This is a genomic window from Planococcus sp. 107-1 (assembly GCF_021513255.1).
GTDB lineage: Bacteria > Bacillota > Bacilli > Bacillales_A > Planococcaceae > Planococcus.
The window spans coordinates 2,198,594-2,220,468 of the sequence record NZ_CP090977.1 but is presented as its reverse complement, the minus strand read 5'-3'; the positions used below and the strand labels follow the sequence as shown (position 1 = coordinate 2,220,468).

19 protein-coding genes and 3 pseudogenes are annotated in these 21,875 nt (G+C 43.2%); 16 read left to right on the top strand and 6 right to left on the bottom strand.

Annotated elements, in window-relative coordinates; genetic code table 11:
- Positions 1-142 precede the first annotated feature (142 nt).
- From L0M13_RS11685 to pyc, 3 genes and pseudogenes are all read left to right on the top strand, one after another.
- The gene (locus L0M13_RS11685; protein WP_235196659.1) at positions 143-424 is read left to right on the top strand and encodes an Fpa/YlaN family protein; all 282 of its coding nucleotides are present in this window, start codon (positions 143-145) and stop codon (positions 422-424) included.
- Positions 425-489: 65 nt separating this feature from the next.
- The gene (locus L0M13_RS11680; protein WP_235196657.1) at positions 490-1,656 is read left to right on the top strand and encodes an FtsW/RodA/SpoVE family cell cycle protein; all 1,167 of its coding nucleotides are present in this window, start codon (positions 490-492) and stop codon (positions 1,654-1,656) included.
- A gap of 15 nt (positions 1,657-1,671) precedes the next feature.
- Positions 1,672-5,112 (top strand): annotated as a pseudogene (gene pyc / locus L0M13_RS11675) (pyruvate carboxylase).
- Between the two features lie 39 nt (positions 5,113-5,151).
- Here pyc and L0M13_RS11670 read toward each other — a convergent pair.
- Positions 5,152-6,012, bottom strand: a complete 861-nt coding sequence (locus tag L0M13_RS11670; RefSeq protein WP_235199319.1) for a COX15/CtaA family protein — start codon at positions 6,010-6,012, stop codon at positions 5,152-5,154.
- Positions 6,013-6,408: 396 nt separating this feature from the next.
- Between L0M13_RS11670 and cyoE the strand changes: the two are divergent.
- The 7 genes and pseudogenes from cyoE (at position 6,409) to L0M13_RS11635 (ending at position 13,005) form a co-directional block, all read left to right on the top strand.
- A pseudogene (gene cyoE, locus L0M13_RS11665) lies at positions 6,409-7,327 on the top strand (heme o synthase).
- Positions 7,328-7,381: 54 nt separating this feature from the next.
- A pseudogene (coxB, locus tag L0M13_RS11660) lies at positions 7,382-8,477 on the top strand (cytochrome c oxidase subunit II).
- A 34-nt stretch (positions 8,478-8,511) separates the two neighbouring features.
- Positions 8,512-10,398 (top strand): cytochrome c oxidase subunit I, encoded by a 1,887-nt coding sequence (gene ctaD, locus L0M13_RS11655; RefSeq protein ID WP_235196656.1) that lies wholly within the window; start codon positions 8,512-8,514, stop codon positions 10,396-10,398.
- A complete protein-coding gene (locus tag L0M13_RS11650; protein WP_235196655.1) occupies positions 10,385-11,011 on the top strand; it encodes a cytochrome (ubi)quinol oxidase subunit III in 627 nt (208 codons plus the stop codon). Before ctaD ends, L0M13_RS11650 begins: the two co-directional genes overlap by 14 nt.
- Position 11,012: 1 nt before the next feature.
- Positions 11,013-11,345 (top strand): cytochrome c oxidase subunit IVB, encoded by a 333-nt coding sequence (gene ctaF, locus L0M13_RS11645; RefSeq protein ID WP_052651070.1) that lies wholly within the window; start codon positions 11,013-11,015, stop codon positions 11,343-11,345.
- 249 nt (positions 11,346-11,594) lie between these two features.
- Positions 11,595-12,518: a cytochrome c oxidase assembly factor CtaG gene (ctaG, locus tag L0M13_RS11640; RefSeq protein WP_235196654.1), complete on the top strand. Its 924-nt coding sequence runs from the start codon at positions 11,595-11,597 to the stop codon at positions 12,516-12,518.
- Positions 12,519-12,543: 25 nt separating this feature from the next.
- On the top strand, positions 12,544-13,005 hold the full coding sequence (locus L0M13_RS11635) for a DUF420 domain-containing protein (RefSeq protein WP_235196653.1): 462 nt from the start codon (positions 12,544-12,546) through the stop codon (positions 13,003-13,005).
- 111 nt (positions 13,006-13,116) lie between these two features.
- Here L0M13_RS11635 and ytvI read toward each other — a convergent pair whose 3' ends face one another.
- Both ytvI and L0M13_RS11625 read right to left on the bottom strand, forming a co-directional pair.
- Complete coding sequence (gene ytvI / locus L0M13_RS11630) at positions 13,117-14,175, bottom strand: sporulation integral membrane protein YtvI (RefSeq protein WP_235196652.1); 1,059 nt, start codon at positions 14,173-14,175, stop codon at positions 13,117-13,119.
- Between the two features lie 104 nt (positions 14,176-14,279).
- Entirely contained in the window at positions 14,280-14,645 is a 366-nt protein-coding gene (locus L0M13_RS11625) for a YugN family protein (protein WP_235196651.1), read from the bottom strand.
- Positions 14,646-14,787: 142 nt separating this feature from the next.
- Here L0M13_RS11625 and L0M13_RS11620 point away from each other — a divergent pair, with 142 nt between their 5' ends.
- The gene (locus L0M13_RS11620) at positions 14,788-15,852 is read left to right on the top strand and encodes a CAP domain-containing protein (protein ID WP_235196650.1); all 1,065 of its coding nucleotides are present in this window, start codon (positions 14,788-14,790) and stop codon (positions 15,850-15,852) included.
- Positions 15,853-15,951: 99 nt separating this feature from the next.
- Positions 15,952-16,398, top strand: a complete 447-nt coding sequence (locus tag L0M13_RS11615; protein ID WP_235196649.1) for a YlbF/YmcA family competence regulator — start codon at positions 15,952-15,954, stop codon at positions 16,396-16,398.
- Positions 16,399-16,462: 64 nt separating this feature from the next.
- On the opposite strand, the gene L0M13_RS11610 is transcribed toward L0M13_RS11615, so the two are convergent.
- A complete protein-coding gene (locus L0M13_RS11610; protein WP_235196648.1) occupies positions 16,463-17,377 on the bottom strand; it encodes a glycerophosphodiester phosphodiesterase family protein in 915 nt (304 codons plus the stop codon).
- 371 nt (positions 17,378-17,748) lie between these two features.
- On the opposite strand from L0M13_RS11610, the gene L0M13_RS11605 reads away from it, so the two are divergent.
- The gene (locus L0M13_RS11605) at positions 17,749-18,021 is read left to right on the top strand and encodes a YlbG family protein (RefSeq protein ID WP_235196647.1); all 273 of its coding nucleotides are present in this window, start codon (positions 17,749-17,751) and stop codon (positions 18,019-18,021) included.
- On the opposite strand, the gene L0M13_RS11600 is transcribed toward L0M13_RS11605, so the two are convergent.
- Entirely contained in the window at positions 18,022-18,402 is a 381-nt protein-coding gene (locus L0M13_RS11600; RefSeq protein ID WP_235196646.1) for a DUF7147 family protein, read from the bottom strand.
- Positions 18,403-18,484: 82 nt separating this feature from the next.
- On the opposite strand from L0M13_RS11600, the gene rsmD reads away from it, so the two are divergent.
- From rsmD to L0M13_RS11585, 3 genes are read left to right on the top strand one after another with little or no spacing between them, the layout of a single operon-like run.
- Positions 18,485-19,060, top strand: coding sequence for a 16S rRNA (guanine(966)-N(2))-methyltransferase RsmD (rsmD, locus tag L0M13_RS11595; RefSeq protein WP_235196645.1), 576 nt, complete (start codon positions 18,485-18,487; stop codon positions 19,058-19,060).
- Positions 19,053-19,532, top strand: coding sequence for a pantetheine-phosphate adenylyltransferase (gene coaD / locus L0M13_RS11590; RefSeq protein ID WP_235196644.1), 480 nt, complete (start codon positions 19,053-19,055; stop codon positions 19,530-19,532). The genes rsmD and coaD overlap by 8 nt, the downstream gene beginning before the upstream one ends.
- 55 nt (positions 19,533-19,587) lie before the next feature.
- On the top strand, positions 19,588-20,613 hold the full coding sequence (locus L0M13_RS11585; protein ID WP_235196643.1) for a SepM family pheromone-processing serine protease: 1,026 nt from the start codon (positions 19,588-19,590) through the stop codon (positions 20,611-20,613).
- Here the strand turns inward: L0M13_RS11585 and L0M13_RS11580 are convergent.
- Positions 20,586-21,800, bottom strand: a complete 1,215-nt coding sequence (locus L0M13_RS11580; RefSeq protein WP_235196642.1) for a nucleotidyltransferase — start codon at positions 21,798-21,800, stop codon at positions 20,586-20,588. The genes L0M13_RS11585 and L0M13_RS11580 overlap by 28 nt on opposite strands.
- Positions 21,801-21,875: the final 75 nt, after the last annotated feature.

Genomic DNA, 21,875 nt, shown 5'->3' with positions numbered 1-21,875 from the left:
GATCTCCATTAAGTATACCTTTTCCTGTCAAAATCCTAAAGGGATTAATTCTATGGCCGATAGACGCTTGCATTTTCACCTATTAAAAGATACACTTTAAACAGGTTATTAGGCATAAATATCATTTAATGGGGGAGTCCTCATGGAACATACAGAAGAACAAACATATCAGGCAAAGGCTTTGGAGCTCCTCAAAGCGGATGCGGAGAAAATCGAGCAATTGATCAAAGTCCAAATGGACCATTTGACTTTGCCTTCATGCCCCTTATACGAAGAAGTGCTCGACACGCAGATGTTCGGCCTCTCGCGCGAAATTGACTTTGCAGTAAAGCTTGGTCTTATTGAACGTGAAACCGGCAAAAATCTAATGGATACGCTGGAGAAGAAACTTTCGATCCTCCATGACGCGTACACAAATAAATGACTTAAAACTCAAACGAATCCTGTTTGAGTTTTTTTACTAATCCAATAAATCGAGGTATAGAAATTATGAAACAGTACATCAAGAGATATGCGAAGAACTTTGATTACCCCTTATTTTTTGTTTACATAGCTTTAACCCTTTTCGGTCTTGTCATGATTTACAGTTCGAGCATGGCCTGGTCGGTGAATCGTTACGGCAGCGCACCTGATCGTTTTTACATACAGCAAATCCAGAACTTAGCAGTCGCTTTTCCGGTTTTCGCAATAGCCGCATTTTTCCCTTATAAGCATTTCAATAAAAAATGGATGATGATGACGGTGCTTGGGGTTGTCTTTCTCGGCTTGATCCTCGTCCATTTTATCGGCTCGGCTGCTGGTGGGGCGGTAAGTTGGATCAACTTAGGATTCGGGAATATCCAGCCCTCAGAAGTGGCGAAAGTCGGCATCATCTTCTATTTGGCAGGGGTATTTTCAAATAAATACAAGAATGGCACCATAAATGAATTGGGCAATTCCATCATTCCGCCGGTCAGCATTTTGACCTTTGTATTGATCTTGGTGTTTTTCGAGCCGGATTTAGGTTCCATGATGATCATTGGGGCAGTGGGATTGTCGGTTATGGCTGCAAGTGGAATCCGTTTTAAATCATTTGCAAAGCTAGCATCTATTGTAATTGGAGCAGCAGCCATCTTTATCGTTCCGATTATGATTTTTGCATCAGATGCGATTTTTACTGAAAAGCGCCTGGGGCGTCTTGATGCTTTCTTTAATCCGTTTACAGATGAGCTGGGCTTTGGGCTGCAGATCGTCAATGGCTACTTAGCCATCGGTTCTGGCGGATTGAAAGGTCTAGGGCTTGGCCAATCCATTCAAAAACTCGGTTATGTGCCGGAGCCCCATACTGATTTCATCATGTCGATTATTGCAGAAGAACTAGGCGTATTCGGTGTATTATTTGTTTTAGGCGGTTTGGCTTTTATCATTTTGCGGGGGCTTTCCATTGCGATGACGACGAAAGATCCGTTGGCGCGCATGCTTGCTGCCGGCATTGCAAGCATGATCGGTATCCAGTCATTTGTTAATTTAGGCGGCTTGACAGGCCTTATTCCATTGACTGGAGTTACGCTTCCTTTTATAAGCTATGGCGGAACGTCCGTAATTTTGTTATCTTTAGCTATGGGAGTATTAATGAATGTTTCCATGTTCCACAAAGTTGAAAAATCGAAAAAATAAAGGGGTTGCTGCGGTGTGAGAGAAATCAACAAAATCTTAGTAGCAAACCGCGGAGAAATCGCTATTCGGGTTTTCCGCGCTTGTACAGAACTGAAAATTCCAACAGTTGCGATTTATTCACAAGAAGATAGCGGTTCTTATCACCGCTATAAGGCTGACGAATCCTATTTGGTCGGCAAAGGGAAAAAACCGATTGACGCTTACCTGGACATTGAAGACATCATTCGTATTGCCAAAGATTCAGGAGCGGATGCGGTGCATCCGGGCTATGGCTTCTTATCCGAGAATGTCCACTTTGCGCGGCGTTGTGAAGAAGAAGGGATCGTCTTTATTGGACCTACTTCTCGGCACCTCGATATGTTCGGGGATAAAGTAAAAGCGCGCGAACAAGCGATCCAAGCTGGCATTCCGGTTATTCCAGGAACAGACGGTCCTGTGGAATCGTTGGATGAAGTGATGGAATTCAGTAAAACGGCAGGATTCCCATTGATGATCAAAGCTTCACTCGGTGGAGGCGGACGCGGCATGCGCATCGTCAAATCGGAGGAAGAATTGGCATCTGCATACGAACGGGCAAAATCGGAAGCAAAAGCAGCTTTTGGATCCGACGAAATGTATGTAGAAAAATTTGTCGACAAACCAAAGCATATCGAAGTTCAAATTTTAGGCGACACAGCTGGAAATATTGTTCATTTATATGAGCGGGATTGTTCGATTCAACGGCGCCACCAAAAAGTTGTTGAAATTGCCCCTTCCAATTCATTAAGCGATGAATTGCGCAACCTTATTTGCGATGCGGCAGTAAAACTTATGAAAAATATCGATTACATAAATGCGGGGACCGTTGAATTCCTGGTGGCGAATGATGAATTTTATTTCATTGAAGTGAACCCAAGGATTCAAGTGGAACATACGATCACTGAAATGGTGACAGGCATTGATATCGTCCATGCCCAAATCAATATCGCCCGTGGACACGAATTGCACAGCGAAGTGATCGGCATACCGGAGCAGCAAGATATCCCGCTTTTCGGTTTTGCAATTCAATCCCGCGTGACGACAGAAGATCCATTGAACGATTTCATGCCGGACGCTGGCAAGCTGATGGTTTATCGTTCCGGTGGCGGTTTCGGTGTTCGTTTAGATGCAGGGAATGGTTTCCAAGGAGCCGTCATTTCGCCTTACTATGATTCTTTATTGGTTAAATTGTCTACATGGGCAGTCACGTTCAAAGAAGCAGCAGCGAAAATGGACCGCAATCTCCAGGAATTCCGAATTCGCGGAATCAAGACGAACATTCCGTTCCTTGAAAATGTGGTAAAACATGAAAACTTCATCAAAGGGGAGTTTGATACAAGTTTCATCGATTCCACGCCTGAACTGTTCCTATTCCCAGTTCGCTTAGACCGTGGAACGAAATTATTGAGTTATATCGGCAATGTGACGATAAACGGATTCCCGGGAATCGAGAAAAAAGCGAAACCAATCCATACGGCTCCAAGAAAGCCACAGATCATTTTATCGGATGCACCGCCATCAGGCACAAAACAGATTTTGGATGAACAAGGCGCAGAAGGGCTGACACAGTGGATTCATGAGCAAAAAGATGTGCTCTTAACCGATACAACATTCCGCGATGCCCATCAATCTTTATTGGCTACACGCTTGCGTTCTCACGATATGTTCAATATCGCTAACGAAACAGCTCGCTTGCAGCACGATTTGTTCTCAATGGAGATGTGGGGAGGCGCCACTTTTGACGTTTCTTACCGATTCTTGAAAGAAGATCCATGGCTGCGTCTCGAAAAGCTTCGGAAACAAGTTCCAAACGTCCTGTTCCAAATGCTCTTCCGAGGTGCAAATGCAGTTGGCTATAAAAACTATCCTGATAATGTCATCCGCGAATTTGCCCGCAGTTCTGCAGACGCCGGCATTGACGTCTTCCGGATTTTCGACAGCTTAAACTGGATCAAAGGCATGGAAGTGGCAATCGATGAAGTCCGTTTATCCGGCAAAGTGGCAGAAGCGGCTATTTGCTATACGGGCGATATATTGGATCCGAGCAGGGATAAGTATACAGTCGACTATTACAAGAAAATGGCAAAAGAATTAGAAGCGGCAGGAGCTCATATCCTGGCCATTAAAGACATGGCTGGACTCTTAAAGCCGGAAGCCGCATACCGCTTAATTTCGGAACTGAAAGACACCATTTCGTTGCCGATCCATCTCCATACGCATGATACGAGCGGAAACGGCATTTACATGTATGCGAAAGCGATTGAAGCTGGAGTGGATATCGTCGATACGGCGCTTGGGACAATGGCCGGCTTGACTTCGCAGCCGAGTGCGAATTCCTTGTATTATGCAATGAAAGGCACTGGGCGGGAAGTGAAAACGGAAATTGAGTCAATCGAAAAATTGTCTCATTATTGGGAAGATGTCCGGAAATACTACAGTGATTTCGAAAGCGGCATGAACAGCCCGCATTCTGAAATCTATGTGCACGAAATGCCAGGCGGCCAGTACAGCAATCTGCAGCAGCAAGCAAAAGCTGTTGGACTGGGCATGCGCTGGGAAGAAGTAAAGTCGATGTATTCCAGAGTCAATCTGTTATTTGGTGACGTCGTGAAAGTAACGCCTTCATCTAAAGTCGTTGGAGACATGGCATTATTCATGGTCCAAAATGATTTGGATGAACAAACGGTCTTATCGCGTGGTGAGACCATCGATTTCCCAGAGTCTGTGATTGAATTCTTTGAAGGGTATATTGGCCAGCCTCACGGCGGGTTCCCCGCAAGAATTGCAGAAAGTCATCTTGAAAGAACGCAAGCCGATTACAGTCCGTCCAGGGGAATTGCTGGAACCTGCAGATTTTGATGAGATCAAAAAAGTTCTTTTCGAAAAACTGGAACGTCCAGTGACGAAGCAGGAAGTATTGGCCTATGCATTGTATCCAAAAGTGATCGAGGAATACTTGGCGACGAACAAGCAATTTGGCAATGTATCCGTCCTTGATACGCTTACTTTCCTTTACGGCATGCGATTGGGCGAAGAAATCGAAGTGGAGATCGAAAAAGGGAAGACCTTGATGATCAAATTGGTTTCAATCGGCGAACCTCAAAAAGATGGCCACCGGACAATTTACTTTGAGTTGAACGGCCAGCCGCGGAAGTGAACATTCAAGATATTTCCGTAGAAACTGACAGCAAAGCCAAACCAAAAGCGGATATGACGAATGAATCCCATTTAGCGGCTACAATGCCAGGGACCGTATTGAAAGTAGTTGCTGAAACTGGAGCGAAAGTAAACCGTGGAGATCATTTGCTGGTTACTGAAGCCATGAAGATGGAGACGACGGTCCAAGCGCCTTATGATGGCACGATCAAAGCCATTCATGTAGTTGCAGGAGACGGCATCTCGACAGGCGATCTGCTAATTGAAATGGAAAGAAAATAAGAAAAAGGCAGTCCGCGCATTTTGCGCGCTGCCTTTTTCTTATTTTTTGAGTCTGCTTCTTGATACCAGCAAAATCATATAGCAAAGCAATCCGAATAATAATGAAATCAATAATGAATGAAGCAAAGCTACCGCTAAATTCAATTTAGTCAAAACAACGAGCATGCCGGTTGTCGCTTGCAACAGAACAATGATGAAAGCGGTGATCCAACCCCAATAGATAACGCGCTGCTGCTTGTAATTCTTAATCGCGTGCCAAGCAATGTAACCGAGCCAAAGGATGATCAACCCTGCTGCAAAGCGATGGCCCATCTGAACCCATTCGTACATATTATTCGGCATAGAGAAATCGCCATTGCGGCACATCGGCCAATCTGCACAGATTAGGCTCGACTCGGTGTGGCGGACCAGCGCGCCCGTATACACAACGATATACGAATACAAAGTCACGCCGATCGTATGGATTTTCAGTTTTTTGCCGATGACTAAACGGTCTGCATCAAATTTCCGGTCGACTTCAAAAATCAGCAAGGTTAGTAAAAGAACCGATGCGAATGATAGAAGGGAGATTCCGAAATGAAGCGCTAAGATAAAATCACCTTGGCCCCATAAAACTTGGGCAGCTCCGATCAATGCTTGAAGAACTAAAAAGAAGACAGCCATCACAGCTAGGAATTTAGTTTCGCGGATATGGCCGTATTTTCTCCAAGCCCATACAGAAAGAATGACAATCAAAATGCCGACTGAACCTGTGACAAGGCGATGAGAAAATTCGATTAGTACTTCAGCTGTGATTTCATCTGGAATCAATTTTCCGTTGCAATCTGGCCAATTGCGGCCGCAGCCCATTCCACTGTCAGTTTTTGTGACGAGTGCACCACCGAGAAGGATTAAGAGCATCCCGATAGTGGCTGCTACTGCAAACCATTTTATATATTTGCCTTGTTGCAATTATGCCACCTACTTTTTTTGGATAAAACTTTTAAACGTCCCTTACATACATACTCGATAATAGCGAAAGTTCCAGGAAAACACAATGGAAAATGGGACACAGAGGAAACTTTCAAGATTTGGACATATTAAGTCATGCTTCACAAACTGTTCAAAAACAATTATTATTCTATCTTAAAATAATTAAGAGACTCATGTATGATAGGAAGAGCGTATTTCTGAGTCGAATTACATGAAAACCATGCTTTTATCAGGAAATTTCAGTTAGATGTAGAAAAAGAACTGGAATTTAGATATAGTTATGGTTAGCGGAATATGCTTACAACTTTGAAAGGAGGGGGTAATATGTCAAACGGCCGGTCTTTGTCTGCGGAAACGCATCAGGCGCCGGAAACGACCACATTCGCCCAGGATTTTCTGGCGCTGATAAAAATCGGAATTGTGAATTCGAATTTGATCACTGTGTTTTACAGGTCTGTGGTTGGCTTTCCAATTTTCCGACAGGCACTTCCTGCAAGAGTTGGACATCCTCGTCTACACCTTGGTCGGATCAGCATTGATCATAGCAGGTTCTGCAGCAATGAATAACTATATCGATACAGATATCGATCCGTTAATGGCCAGTAAAAAGTCGCGTCCAACTGTAACAGGAAGATTTAAGCCGTCCGCTGTACTGGCACTTGCTTTGTCTTTCATCGTTATAGGCGAAATATTTTTATTTTCTGCTTCAGTTTCTGCTGGTATTTTCGGAATTGCGGGTATACTAGCGTATGTCGTCCTCTATTCGATGTGGTCTAAAAGAAGACATGTCAGCAATACTATAGTAGGAAGCATATCTGGAGCGATTCCGCCGCTAATCGGTTGGGCTGCAGTAGAACCAGCGCTTGGAATGGGCGCTTGGGCATTGTTCTTGATCATGTTCGTCTGGCAGCCTCCACATTTTTACGCATTGGCGATGAAGCGCACGGAAGAATACCGTGCTGCCGGAATTCCGATGCTGCCTGTAGTGAAAGGCTTCCACCGCACGAAAAAGTCGATGCTTGCTTGGGTCTTGCTGCTGTTTCCTCTGCCATTCCTGTTAATGGATCTCGGAATAGGCTTCATCATCTTAGCCACACTTTTGAACGTAGGGTGGCTAAAATTAGCCATTAAAGGCTTCAAAGTGGAAGATGATTTGAAATGGGCGAAGACAATGTTCATCTATTCGTTGAATTATATGACCATCTTATTTGTGTCGATGATCATTTTTGCCGTCTTCGTCTAGTTCCAGCATTTCAGTAAAATTTTAACCAAATGAGAGAGAGGGGTATGAAAAGCTATGATTAAAGGGCTTAAGAAATGGCGCCTTTTCGCATTGATGACTGCATTGCTGGTCTTTCTTGCGGGATGTGGACGAGAAGAAATCTCCACATTATTGCCGGCAGGTGAAGTTGCGCAAGATCAATTTAACTTATTGATTTTGTCTACTATAGTTATGGCATTCGTAATTATTGTCGTAACGATTATTTATGTTTTGGCAATCGTTAAATTCCGCCGTTCAAAAATCGGGGAAGATGTAATCCCGGAACAAGTGGAAGGAAGCGCGAAGCTTGAGTTCTTATGGACAGCGATTCCGATTGTCCTAATTTTGATCCTTGCTGTACCAACAGTTTATTCCACTTTCGATTTAGCTGACGTCTCTACAATGGATGTTCAAGCGGAAGATAGTGATTCAATGACCAACTTAACAGTCAACGTTACGGCTAAACTGTACTGGTGGGAATTTGAATATCCTGAACAAGGCATCGTAACTGCTCAAGAATTGGTTGTACCAACTAATGAACGAGTATACTTCAATTTAATTTCTGCTGATGTTAAGCACTCATTCTGGATTCCATCAATTGGTGGTAAGTTGGATGCTAACCCTGAAAACGTAAACACTTTCTACTTAACGTTCGATCAAGAGTCTGCTGAATTGGAAGACGGCGTTTTCTACGGAAAATGTGCTGAGCTTTGCGGACCTTCACATGCATTGATGGATTTCAAAGTGAAATCAATGGATCGTGAAAGCTTCGACCAATGGGTAGCTGCAATGCAAGAAGAAGCAACTCCTGCTGAAGGTGCACTAGCACAAGAAGGGGAACAGATTTTCGGAGCTGACGGAGCTGGCTGTATCGCTTGTCACGCTGTTTCTGGATCTGGAGCGTCTGGCGGCGTTGGACCGAACGTAGCAACATTCGGCGACCGCAACCGTGTAGCGGAGTTACTTAGAACATAACGAAGAAAATATTAAAAAATGGATTGCTGATCCACAAGAATACAAACCAGGCAACTTGATGCCTGATCCTAAATCTTTGAACGATGGAAAAGATTTCACTGAGCAAGAGCTTGATGCGCTTGCTGCTTACTTGATGTCTTTATCCGTTGAAGAGTAGAAGAATCGGAGCTTAAAAAAGGGAGGTTTACATTGTGAGTTCTATTGCTCAGAAAAAGGGCTTCGGTGCTGCCATGTGGGACTACTTGACAACAGTAGACCATAAGAAAATCGCACATCTATATCTTGCTTCCGGAGGAATTTTCTTCCTAATCGGCGGGATAGAAGCGATGTTAATCCGAATCCAGTTAATGAAAGCCGGAAACGATTTCCTTAGTGCTGGAACGTATAACGAAGTATTGACAATGCACGGAACGACCATGATTTTCTTGGCAGCCATGCCAATATTGCTAGCGTTTATGAACGCGATCATGCCTTTGCAGATCGGCGCACGTGACGTAGCATTCCCATTCCTGAACTCTTTAGGATTTTGGCTGTTTTTCTTTGGTGGAGTTTTCCTAAACCTTTCATGGTTTTTAGGCGGCGCACCGGATGCCGGATGGACGAACTACGCATCACTCGCCATTGCATCTGAAGGGCATGGGATTGATTTCTATGCACTTGGATTAACGATTTCCGGTTTCGGTACGTTGATCTCGGGTATCAACTTCTTAGTTACAATCATTAATATGAGAGCGCCAGGGATGACGTACATGAGAATGCCGTTATTCACTTGGACGACTTTCGTAGCTTCTGCGTTAATCTTATTAGCGTTCCCTCCACTTACTGTTGGAGTATTCTTTATGGTATTCGACCGTATGTTCGGAGCTAATTTCTTCGATGTAACAATGGGAGGAAATACGATTATCTGGGAGCATTTGTTCTGGATCTTCGGTCACCCGGAAGTTTACATCTTAATCTTGCCGGCATTCGGTATCTTCTCTGAAATCTTTGCGATTTTCTCTCGCAAGCGTTTGTTCGGATACACTGCATTAGTATTCGCAACAATTCTGATCGGTTTCTACGGATTCATGGTTTGGGCTCACCACATGTTTACTGTAGGTTTAGGGCCAACTGCTAACGCGGTCTTCGCATTAGCAACAATGATCATCGCGGTTCCAACTGGTGTTAAAATCTTCAACTGGCTATTGACCATTTGGGGAGGAAGCATTTCGTTCACCACTCCTATGATGTATGCGATTGGATTTATTCCTTCATTCGTTGCAGGTGGGGTAACAGGTGTTATGCAAGCCATCGCACCACTAGATTACCAGCTTCACGATTCTTACTTTATCGTTGCCCATTTCCACTACGTAATTGTTGGTGGGGTAGTGCTTGCGATTTTAGCTGCTACTCATTTATACTGGCCGAAAATGTTCGGTACAATGCTTAGCGAAAAATTAGGGAAATGGACTTTCTGGTTGTTCTTTATCGGATTCCATTTAACATTCTTTATCCAGCATTTCCTTGGTCTTATGGGAATGCCGCGCCGCGTTTATACGTTCGGCGCAGACCAGGGCTGGGACTTGTTCAACGCAATCAGTTCTGTTGGTGCCGTGTTCATGGCGGCTGGCGTAATTATCCTATTGGTTAACGTTGTTATGACGAGCATTAAAAACGAGCGCGTCGGCAATGATCCATGGGGAGATGGCCGTACACTTGAATGGGCGATTGCATCACCGCCGCCATTCTATAACTTTGCTCAAACTCCTCTAGTTCGCGGTCTTGATACATTCTGGATCGAGAAGATGGAAGGCAATAAAGAAGGAATGGTCTATGCTGAGCCATTAGAAGAAATCCACATGCCGAACGGTTCTTTCGTGCCGGTCGTAATGTCATTTGGTTTGTTTGTCGCTTCATTCGGTGCTCTATACAATATGGACGGAGATAAAGGATGGACGATCCCAGTCATTATCATTGGACTAGCGATCACTTTCGGCTCAATGCTGTTCCGTTCGCTTAAAGATGATTTAGGATTCCATATCTCAAAAGAAGAGTTAATGAGAGACGTTAAAGGGGGTAAATCGGATGGACTTAAATAAAAAATATACCCCTCAATCATGGCCGGATCATCCTGAAACGGCTACTATGGAAGGTAAAAATAAATTCATCGGTTTCTGGCTGCTTCTAGCAGCGGAAACTGTGACTTTCGCTTCTTTATTTGCAACTTATCTTGCATTGAAAGACAAAGGACCAAGCGGAATGGAATTTGCCGCTTCTAATTTATTTGAGCTTCCACTCGTATTTGCGATGACAATGATTCTTTTGACTTCATCGTTAACAAGTGTTTATGCGATGTATCATATGAAAAACCATAATTTCAAAGCGATGCAGGCATGGCTTGGAATTACCGTATTGCTTGGTGCTACTTTCCTTGGATTGGAAATTTATGAGTTCAACCATTATGTCCATTTAGGATTCGGTTATACGCATAGTGCGTTCAGTGCCGCTTTCTATACACTTGTTGGTACTCATGGAGCCCACGTATTGTTCGGTTTATGCTGGTTTATCGCCTTGATGGTCCGCAACTCAAAACGCGGATTGAATATGTATAATGCGCCTAAATTCTATTTAGTTTCACTATACTGGCATTTTATCGACGTAGTTTGGGTATTTATCTTTACAGTAGTATATTTGATGGGAGTGATCGGTTAATATGGCACACGAAACCCATACACACGTGAGATCACAAACTGAATACGAATATATCCGCCGTCAAAGATCAAAAGAAATGCGCGGTCAGCTAACCTCTTTCGCAATCATGATTTTCTTGACATTGATTGCTTTTACAGCGGTAGCTGCTGACTTTTCTCCATACTTGATTACGCCAATCATTCTTTTATTGGCTGCAGTTCAAGTCGTGCTTCAACTTTATGGTTTCATGCATATGAGCAATAAAGGGCATGGCATGGTTGCATTCTTTATGTTCAGCGGAATGTTCGTAGCATTCATCACGATTCTTGCGCTAGTTACAATCGTTTGGTGGTAAGAAAGAGAAAGCCCTCTGTCGACTGACAGAGGGTTTTTTTGGGCTTTGTTTAATCGTGCAGTGTTAATATCTTCTAAAAGAGCAGCGGACGCGACAGGTGCTTTAAAAGCACGAATCGTCCATGAACCCATAAGGACGAAAAGAACTTTCAAGAGGGTTTCCTTTCATGAATTGTCATAGTTCGTTCATTGATATAGTTCACACCACACTATATAATGAGGGTACTTATGATAAAGGAGGTATGCAAGCATGCCGATTAGTATTTTCGGATTTCCTGCGTTATGGAGTCCGTATTACTTAGCAGTTCTCGTTCTTATTACAATTTTGTATTTTATGCTTACGATAAAATGGAAAGACAAATTTAAAGATAGCGAGCCTCTAAAAACGAAAGAAGCGATTCTTTTCGTTTCAGGTATGGTGTTGCTTTATATCATTAAAGGGTCTCCGACCGATCTTCTTGGCCATATCATCTTCTCGATGCACATGGTTCAGATGGCATTTCTATTGCTTTTGGTTCCGCCGCTTCTTATTATGGGGGTTCCTTCGTGGGTATGGAGAAAGTTTATCAACTTCCCAGTAGTTAAACCGCTCTTTCATTTCTTCACAAAGCCGATGCTAGCGTTGATCTTATTCGGCCTGGTATTTTCTTTTTACCACATTCCGCTCGTTTTTGATTTTGTTAAGACGAGTACATCCATCCATGCAGCGGTAAACGGCATCTTGTTTATCTCAGCAATTTTTTATTGGTGGCCGGTTGTGAATAATTTGGAAGGCTCTTACAAGTTCCACGGTTTGAAAAAGCTGGGTTATTTATTTGGTTTGAGTGTCTTGATGACACCAGCTTGTGCGCTGATTATTTTCAGCAGCAGCCCATTCTATGCCACTTATTCAGATGGAGAAGCGTGGCTTCAAGCGATGGCTCTATGTGTACCTGCTGGAACATTGTCGCAGCTGAACTTATCTGGTCCGGAATTATTTACAAACATGTCTACTGTAGAAGACCAACGAACTGGCGGCATAGTCATGAAAGTCTTGCAGGAATTAGTGTTTACTGTTTTCCTATGGTTGGTATTCTATGAATGGTTGAGAAATGAGAATGATAATGCTGATGAAATTACAGCAAAATCAATTCAAGACAGAAAAAATATGGCTTATCACAGGCACAATGCTTAATGAGTTAAAAAGGGGATTAATCTAGATGAATTTGCCGGTATTACCGACCATCAGTACATTTTTTATTGTATTAAGCGCAATTTTGGTAGCGATTGGCTGGTATTTAGTTGTCAACCGCAAAATTGAAGCGCATAAAAAAGTCATGTGGGCAGCAGGAGTATCCGCATTGACATTCTTCATCATATACATGTCCCGCACGATTTTCATCGGCAATACTGCCTTTGGAGGACCTGATGAATACAAATTGATCTATACGATCTTTTTGATTTTCCATATCACTTTGGCAACGACAGGTGGAGTTATGGGGCTGATCACCATTTGGCTTGGCTGGAAAAACCGCTTGGACAAACACCGGAAATTGGGTCCTATCACAAGCATCATTTGGTTTTCTACAGCGATCACAGGAGTAGTCGTATACTTACTGCTTTACGTTATTTATGAAGGCGGACACACGACTTCAGTCTTTAAAGCGATATTAGGCGGATAAAAAAAGAGTCGTCCCGAGAAGTCATGCGGGACGACTTTTTTGCTGTGTATCGATCATGAAAAGGAAGAGGCTTTGGGCTAAGTGAAATACTACTTAGCCCAAAGCCTCTTTTTATACTTTAAAATCAATTTTAATCATTCCAGCTTCACGTGCAGAAGTAAATAGGATGACAATGAGAGGCCCGATGAAGAAACCAAGTACCCCGAAAAGCTGGAGGCCGATATACATGGCAATCAGCGTGGCGAGAGGCGAGAGTCCGATTTGGGTACCCATCACTTTTGGTTCGACGGTTCTGCGGATGATTAGTAGAACCAAAGCCAATATCGCGAGCTGGGTTCCTTGATAAACGTCCCCAATGATGAATTGGTAGATAAACCAAGGCGTCAAAACGATGATAGAGCCGAGAATCGGGATGAAATCGATGATCCAAATCACTAAGGACATCAACAGTGCATATTCTGGCGCGATGAATAATAAAGCAATCAAAGACACGATGAAAATAATGACGGACACTAAAAATTGTGCTTTTAGAAATCCGAAAATGACATTGTTCAAGCGGGAAGCCATAAAGCGTACTTTTTCCGCGGTGGATTCTTTCAGACGCTTGAAAAGCATTTCTCTTAAATTCAGCAGTTCAAGCATGAACAGGAACAGCGCAATCAAAAAGACGATAAAGCTGACTAAAAACGACGGGATGCCTGTCAGCAAGTTGGTGACCGTATCGTAATTGACGATGGTGAGCACCCAGTCCCGGATGCCGTCCAAAAATTGAGCAAGCTCCGTTTCAAATGAGGAAATCACTTCTACAGGCATCTCTTCTGTAGAACGTAAAAAGAATGATTGAATTTCTTCCCACATATCGGATAATGAATTGATGTAATCTGGAACCATTTTTGAAAACTGGATGATCCTGCCGATCAATTGGGTGACTGTCCAGTAAAGAACGGCCGAGACGATAAGAAGAAATAAAACAAAAACCGTCAATACGGCATTTTTTCGTCGCCATTTAAACCGCTTTTGGACAAATCCGACAAACGGTTCCAAAAAAATAGCGGTTAATAGACCGATAATCAAAGGGATTGAAATCGGCAATATGTATATGGATATCAAAATTAACGCTAAGAGCACAAGCGCTATTGTAAGCACTCTTTTATTTAGCCATTTCCGCACGATGAACCTCCTAATAATTGATTAATAACAGTATACCAATAACCAGTTAAAACGAGCGGGGAAAAATAAAAAAAACCGCAGTTCATTGAACTGCGGCCGTTTTATTATGCTTTGATTTTGAACGATTCAACATCAGCTTGAATCGATTTCAGCACTTCTGTGCATGATTTGATCAAGTGTTCGGGGAAGTGTTCATCTTCGCCGTATTCAACGCCGTGCGGGTAGTAGTGTTTGCCTAGAACTGGCTTTAACACATGGACTACTGCGTCTCCAGCATCAATGTCTCCATCAATTGCGTATGCGAATACGCGCAGATAAAAAGTGCCTTCATGAACTTTGAATTTGCGGTCGAAAGTTACGCGTTCGTAATCCCATTGACCTTCTTTAGTTAAACCGTGTTTTCTCATAATGTCATCAAGCAATGTGAAATCTACTTGAATGCCTTCAAGTCCTGTATTCTCAAAATACATAGGATCTCCTCCTCTAAATCAAAACTGACTAAATGCTTCTTTAATAATAGATCATATTCGAACTTGTTGCAATGGCTAGATTGTGTCAGAATACAGACGACTGTTATAATTATGAAACTAGTGGAGTTAAGGAGCTGATCGATTGAAAGACTTATTGAAGATCATGATTTTTCTCTCGATTATTCTAATCGTGTTCTTTTATTTTGATTCACCGACAGAAGAAAATGAGGTTTTGGAAGCACCACCGACAATGGATCCATTGCCAGCGAAAGATATTGTCGAAAAAAACATGGATGTTGAACGCCCGGCAGAAGGGATTTCCACTTATATTGGCCAAGATACAGATGAATGGCTGAACGACTACGGCATGCCAGACCGGATCGAACCTTCCGCTTTCGGCTACGAATGGTGGATTTATAATAGCTCTTTCTCCAACTATATGATGGTAGGTGTAAAGAATAGTAAGACTGTCCAAGTATATACGGCAGGAACCGCTACAAATGCAGCTCCGTATGAAATCGGCCAAACATTGGATGAGCTATACCGCTTTACGATTGTTGAAAATGAAATAACCGTAAAATATGGAACGAATATCTACACCTTCAATTTAGGTGCAGAAGATATAAACAGGCGATTGTTAGTGAGTTTTGATGAAGTCTATGCACAGCTTTATATTGATGTAGAAGACGATAAGCTGGAAGCTGTACGTTTTATGGATGCTGAAACGCTCATCAGGCACCAGCCGTACGATATGATGTTTGTCGGCGATTTGCTGCCGCCAATTACTCCATCATCAGGTTTGCAGCAATCAATTGATGAAGCGAATGCAAAACAGATTGTTGATTTGACAAATGTTTATCGTTTGCACCATCAGCGAAATCCTTTATACGAAAATCCTTCCATCAATCTATTGGCAAGGGAACATAGTGAAAATACAGCGAAAAAAGATTTTTCTTCTCAAGAAATCGAGCTGGAAAATTTAAATGACCGATTAACCGCAGCAAATATTCTATTTAATGAGGCTGGAGAGAACACTGCGACACAATATTTTGATGCAGCTGAAGCCGTCCATGGGTGGATTAATTCATCGGATCACCGGGAAACTTTGCTTTCCGATAAATTCAATCAAATCGGTGTAGGGGTATTTGGAAAATACTACACGCAAAACTTTATTTACCAAGAACCGACGAGTGCAGAAAAACAGTAACAAGCGTTCATCGTGTATTTAACTTCCAATCATGCATTTCTGAATATAGGAAAATGCCCGATTTTCTGCTATGATGATAGCGTAGAGGAGGAGATCACTATGTTTATGACCTATGAATGGGTTGAAATAACTGACTCTGCAGAAGAGTTGAGCGAAATGATATTGCAGTCGGAACAAGCAGAGATTTACCGAGATGCTTATAATTCCGTCTATAACGATAAAGATCTTGCAGCGGAAATCCAAGCTTTTGCAAGATTGAAAGAGCAGTATGAAGAAGTCCAGCGGTTTGGCAAATACCATCCCGAATATCATCGGGTGATGAAGCAAATCCGTGTCGATAAACGCCGGCTGGATCTGAATGAGCAGATAGCGGCTTTGCGGCTTGCAGAAAACGATCTTCAGGACTTGATGGACCAAGTAAGCTTCATCATCGGAAGATCGGTTTCAGAGGCGGTTAAGATCCCATCGAGCAATCCTTTCTTCTCATCCGGGTCTTCTTGCGGAGGAAGCTGCGGGACTGGCGGCGGCTGTTCTTGCTCCGCTTAATCCGCAGCAAGGAAATGGCTATAAATCTATAAAAAAACTGTGCAGCATTTCGCTGCACAGTTTTTTATTGTTTGTTTTGAAGTTCTTCAATTAAAGGAACCGCGATATCTGGGCGGCGGGTAATGATGCCTTTCGCTCCAGCCGCGACCAAAGCCTTTATTTCTTGAGCGTCATCGATTGTCCAATAATGCACCGGAATGTTCAAGTTCATTAAGAATGAAATAAATCGGTGTGAATCGAGCCTGAACATAGAAGAACGTACTGGAATTTGGAACACATCAGCTCTTGGCTGGTAAAGATGGCCAAATTGGCTGTTGAAGGCCGTGTAGGCTTTCCGCACTTCGTTTTCACCAGCGCCGATTGCTACGCGGTTTTGCGCATAAAGATTAAACCGGTCAATTTGTTCGTCAAAGAAACTGGTGACGACAACGCGGTCCTGGACATCCATTGATTCGATTAAGCGCCATAACTTAGAAGGGATCAAACTGCCTTCATATGTTTCTGGCGAGTCTTTGATATCAATATTGACGAGCATATGCGGGAATTTCTTGAACAATTCTTTCAGCAATACTACTTTCTCGCCTTTTCCTCGGTAGGAATGTCTTCCGTCTATATCAATAAAGTGATAGCCTAGATCAAACTCACGCAGCTCTTCTAAAGACATATCCGCGATGCGGCCAGCTCCATCCGTGGTCCGGTCTACGTATTCGTCATGAAAAACCAGGATCTCTTCATCTTTTGTTAATCGGATATCAATTTCAAATCCTTGTACGCCTAATTCCGCAGATTTACTAAATGCGGCCATTGAATTCTCAGGGGCAATTCCACAGCCGCCGCGATGAGCTAATACGATAGGCTGTTGATAATCCAAAGCTTCCTTATGTGGCCGCTTTTGTGGATTAGCTATTGCTTTAGTCCCTGCCCATGCCGCTGCTCCAACCGCTACTGCAGCAAGGCTGATTTTCGTTTTCTTCCCCATCTTATGTAATACCCCCTCAAAAATATAACTATAGATATTATAGCGAACTATCCGATTTAGTGTTAGTTTAATCCGATAGTGTTTTGTTCACTATACCCCAAAAATTCCATTTCATTCGCCCCACAAAAAAAGTTCGGCTACGCTGTCGGGTTTTCCGCGGAAAATGGGAACTGGAGTGCCTGAATTGTTGTGGTTGCGGCATTTTTCTTACCTATGGTATTCTAAACTAAATACATTGAACCTACACACGAGCAAACTCATCTGCGCTTAAGTGAGAGCTGAATAGCCCAGGATTTAAGATCCATAGGCGCCAGGGCTTTAAAGCGTGCGGAATTGATATGCCGTTGAATCGGTAGAAAAGAGGGGAATTTATGCGAGATCGTCAAGGCCTCATTGTCTACGTACATCATTTGAAGCAAGCTAAATCATTGCGCAAATTCGGACATGTTCACTTTATCTCGAGAAAGCTGAAATATGTCGTACTTTATATGGACCAAGAAGCAATTGAAAACACGAAAGCGAAATTATCGAAGCTTCCTTATGTCAAACAAGTGCTTGAATCCTACCGGCCATTCATTAAAACCGAGTATGAAAATGCAAAACCGGACAAAGCGAAAGAATACGACTATAAGATCGGCCTCTGATTATTGCATTGGCGGAATGTAGTGATTTAACCGCAAGATGGCAATCAAGTGGCTGAAGTACATGGTTTTTTCCACATAGACAGAAGAATGCTTAACTTCCATTTTTATTGGCGTGTGTCCTTGTTCGGTTACAGCCTGCTCGAAAATAGCCAAGCGCTTGGAGTCCTCCGGAATCCCTTCGCGGCAGAGGTAGATTGGCATGAAATTGCCTTCTTCTGCAGGTTTAAAAGCAGCTGCAATTGATAGAACAGCTTTTCCGTCCTTATCCTTGGACATAAATACGAATCCATGAAGAAAACGGTGTGAATTTGTGGCGATCAGTTCCCGGAGCTCGTATATATCTCCGTAACCTTCTCCAAGTTCGATAAAACGTTGGATCATGATAGCACGTCCTTTCCAAAATCCATTTTACCATTACCAAACAACTTATCCAGAAGAAATTTAGCAAATAAGAGGCGATAGTATGCGTGTTGTAGCAGGAACAGCAAAAGGGCTGCCATTAAAGGCGGTGCCCGGGACTTCCACAAGGCCCACTACAGATAAAGTGAAAGAATCCATCTTCAATATGATCGGCCCATTTTTTGATGGGGGCACCGCTGTCGATTTATTTGCAGGAAGCGGCGGGCTTGGCATTGAAGCATTAAGCCGTGGGATTGATCGGGTTATTTTTACGGATAAAGACCGGAAATCGATTGAGACAATCCGAGCGAATCTTGAAAAGACAAAGTTGCAAGAGCAGGCGGAAGTCTATAAAGTGGAAGCGGAACGAGCCATCAAAGCAATGAAAAAAAACGGTGTCCAAGCAAGATTAATGTTTTTGGATCCACCGTATCATTTGGAAAAATCCTATGAATTAATGGATAAAGCTGCAGAAATCGGCATCATGACAGAAGATTCGATTGTGGTCTGCGAACACGCAAAAGAAGTGGAGCTCGAAGCAGAGACAAAGTATTTTGAGCGGTTCAAGCATGAGCCATACGGCAGCACCGTCATTTCAATTTACCGTTTTAAAGGGGAAGAGGGAGAAGAGATTGAGTAAAATTGCAGTTGTGCCAGGAAGTTTCGATCCGATTACAATGGGGCATTTAGACATTATCAAACGAGCTTCTACTATCTTTGATGAAGTCAAAGTAGTGGTCATGAACAATTCATCGAAGAACCCGCTTTTCAATGTCGATGAACGAATGGACTTGATTGCGGAAGTCACCCGTTCGATTCCCAATGTTCAAGTCGACTCATTTGCGGGTCTGTTGATCGATTATTCCATTGAAGTAAAAGCGAATGCTATCGTCCGAGGGCTGCGTGCCGTCTCGGATTTCGAATACGAGATGCAAATTACTTCCATGAACCGGTTCTTAAATGAAAACATTGAGACTTTGTTTATGATTTCGAACAATCAGTATTCATTCTTAAGTTCGAGCATTGTCAAAGAAGTAGCGAAATACGGCGGCAATATCAGCGGATTAGTGCCAGCAGCAGTAGAAGATGCATTAAAGCAGAAATTCATTTAAGTCACGTTTTGCGTGGCTTTTTGTAATTGAGCTGCTAAAAAGAAAGGAGCAGCGTATGAAGAACAAAAAACTGATTATCGCGGTACTTGTAGCCGCATTGGCTATTTTCGTTTCGACGTACCGCTTAGACCTTTATATTACCCGACCAGGCGGCGCTTACGAATTGAGCCCTCTAGTGAAAGTTGAAGGGGGAGATGAAGACGACGAAGGGACATTGAGCCTTATGACGGTTTCGATGTTGAATGCGACGCCTTCCCTTTATCTATATGCAAAAGTGAAAGACGGCTATAAGATTTTAAAGCCGGAACAAGTCCGAAGTCCGCATGAAAGCGATGAGGAATACAACGTCCGCCAACTAAAGCTGATGTCGGATTCCCAGATCAACGCTTTGCAGGTGGCTTTTGAACAAGCAGAATTACCTTATGAAGTGACCAATAACGGAGTGTTCGTTTTGAATGTGCTAGAAGGCGGAGCAGCAGATGGAACGCTGCAGGCAGGGGATCAGGTGCTGTCATTGGATGGCAATGAATTTTCTGCCCAACAGGAATTCGTCGATTACATTTCGAGCAAAAAAGAAGGGGAATCTGTAGAAGTTGCCTATGAACGCGACGACCGGGAAATCACCAATGAAATCGAACTGGCTCCATTGCCAAGTGAAAAGGAACGCATCGGACTCGGAATATCATTTGTAGAAAATAAAGATATTATGACAACTCCGAAAGTGGAGATTGATTCCGATTCGATTGGCGGCCCTTCTGCCGGCTTGATGTTCACACTGGAAATCATCAATCAGCTGCTGGATGAAGACATTACAAAAGGCTATAATGTAGCAGGCACTGGCACAATGGCCAGTGATGGCAGTGTAGGAAGAATTGGCGGCATCGACCAGAAAATCATCGCTGCCGACAATGAAGGAATCGAAATTTTCTTTGCTCCAGATGATGAAGCCGAAGGCGTGGATGAAACCAATTACGACATTGCGGTGGAAACAGCTGAAAAAATCAATTCGGAAATGGAAATTGTTCCGGTTAAAAATGTCACAGATGCCCTTGATTATTTAGCGGATTTAGAAGCCAAATAATAAGGCGGCGTGGAATATTCTTTTTGAAGATCGGCGATGCCCATACCAGATAAATACATGTAGCTTGCATGAATATCGATTCCTCCCATACGGTCGCTAAGGTCAGCGGCGCGGCTGATAAGGGGGAGTTCGATATTCTTTTTTCGTACATTGAGGTATTGCCGGCCGGCTTCTGTCATGCCCAGCAAACGTAGATAGGAAGGCTTTTCAAAAGAACGCAATTGTTCCCACGTGAAGCCGGTATAAATATGGGTGAGCATGCGCTGGACACGGGTTCTTGTAAAACGTTTGGATTTGATCCGCCCAATGAATCCTTCGAAACCGGGTTCATTCTTTGCCGCTTCATAGATGAGATTTTCGATTCCTTCCGTCACTTCGGCAAATCGTTTTAGATTTTCCGGCCGCTCCCGCAAGATAATGGTGCGAAGCACTGGGTAAAATAATTCCCAGCTGCCAAACACGCCATGATGGCTGTGAAACGAAACAAGGGAATCGATAGAAGCGGCAGGCATAAACCGTGAAAGCTCTTCAAGCGACCCTTCTTCAAAAAATGCTTTGCGGATGCCTGTTGCGCTGGCAATTGTTAAATCTTTATTGACCGGATCGTGGTAATTGGCAGCAATCCGCTGTATGGTCAAAGGCTGGATAGCCAATCGGGAATTTTTCGCCGCTTCTATGTAATGGTAGCCAAGGATGTTATTGGGTTGGGATAAATCTGCAAAACCCGTATCCGAGTCCGTAAGCGCTTTGTAAGCGTTGTTTAAGGCTTTTGGGTAGCTGATGCCGGTTTGGATAGCTTCGTGGATCAAACGGTCGTATTCAGCGCGGTGAGCGGATAATAAGGCATAGGAATTTAAAAATGGCTCGATGGTGCCTTGCTCGCTGCCAAAACAGAAAGATTCGCTGCCGATGGCTTCTAAAAGATGGATGGCGCCTTTTGCAAAATCGGAAGCCTGTCCTGTAGCGTAGACGTAAGGAAGTTCGATAACAAGGTCGATGCCGTTCTGAAGCGCCATTTCGCAACGCGTCCATTTATCGACAAAAGCCGGTTCGCCGCGTTGAAGAAATTGCCCACTCATGACAGCGATGACGACATCCGCCCCGGATTTTTTTCTTGCTTGCTCGGCATGGTAAAGATGTCCGTTATGAAATGGATTGTATTCAACAATAATACCTGTAGCTTTCATTTGGCTCTCCCCTTTGGTAAACTTAATCTACAGTATACCGATGTTTTGAAACCCCTGACAAGATTTTATCTTGAC

Excerpts from the sequence above, each read along its gene's own strand:
- L0M13_RS11680 (WP_235196657.1), top strand. The coding sequence starts at position 490 with ATGAAACAGTACATCAAGAGATATGCGAAGAACTTTGATTACCCCTTA.
- L0M13_RS11615 (WP_235196649.1), top strand. The coding sequence starts at position 15,952 with ATGTTTATGACCTATGAATGGGTTGAAATAACTGACTCTGCAGAAGAG.
- L0M13_RS11600 (WP_235196646.1), bottom strand. The coding sequence starts at position 18,402 with ATGATCCAACGTTTTATCGAACTTGGAGAAGGTTACGGAGATATATAC.
- L0M13_RS11625 (WP_235196651.1), bottom strand. The coding sequence starts at position 14,645 with ATGTATTTTGAGAATACAGGACTTGAAGGCATTCAAGTAGATTTCACA.
- L0M13_RS11605 (WP_235196647.1), top strand. The coding sequence starts at position 17,749 with ATGCGAGATCGTCAAGGCCTCATTGTCTACGTACATCATTTGAAGCAA.
- ctaF (WP_052651070.1), top strand. The coding sequence starts at position 11,013 with ATGGCACACGAAACCCATACACACGTGAGATCACAAACTGAATACGAA.
- rsmD (WP_235196645.1), top strand. The coding sequence starts at position 18,485 with ATGCGTGTTGTAGCAGGAACAGCAAAAGGGCTGCCATTAAAGGCGGTG.
- L0M13_RS11610 (WP_235196648.1), bottom strand. The coding sequence starts at position 17,377 with ATGGGGAAGAAAACGAAAATCAGCCTTGCTGCAGTAGCGGTTGGAGCA.
- L0M13_RS11585 (WP_235196643.1), top strand. The coding sequence starts at position 19,588 with ATGAAGAACAAAAAACTGATTATCGCGGTACTTGTAGCCGCATTGGCT.
- L0M13_RS11650 (WP_235196655.1), top strand. The coding sequence starts at position 10,385 with ATGGACTTAAATAAAAAATATACCCCTCAATCATGGCCGGATCATCCT.
- L0M13_RS11635 (WP_235196653.1), top strand. The coding sequence starts at position 12,544 with ATGAATTTGCCGGTATTACCGACCATCAGTACATTTTTTATTGTATTA.
- ctaG (WP_235196654.1), top strand. The coding sequence starts at position 11,595 with ATGCCGATTAGTATTTTCGGATTTCCTGCGTTATGGAGTCCGTATTAC.
- L0M13_RS11685 (WP_235196659.1), top strand. The coding sequence starts at position 143 with ATGGAACATACAGAAGAACAAACATATCAGGCAAAGGCTTTGGAGCTC.
- L0M13_RS11580 (WP_235196642.1), bottom strand. The coding sequence starts at position 21,800 with ATGAAAGCTACAGGTATTATTGTTGAATACAATCCATTTCATAACGGA.
- L0M13_RS11670 (WP_235199319.1), bottom strand. The coding sequence starts at position 6,012 with ATGCTCTTAATCCTTCTCGGTGGTGCACTCGTCACAAAAACTGACAGT.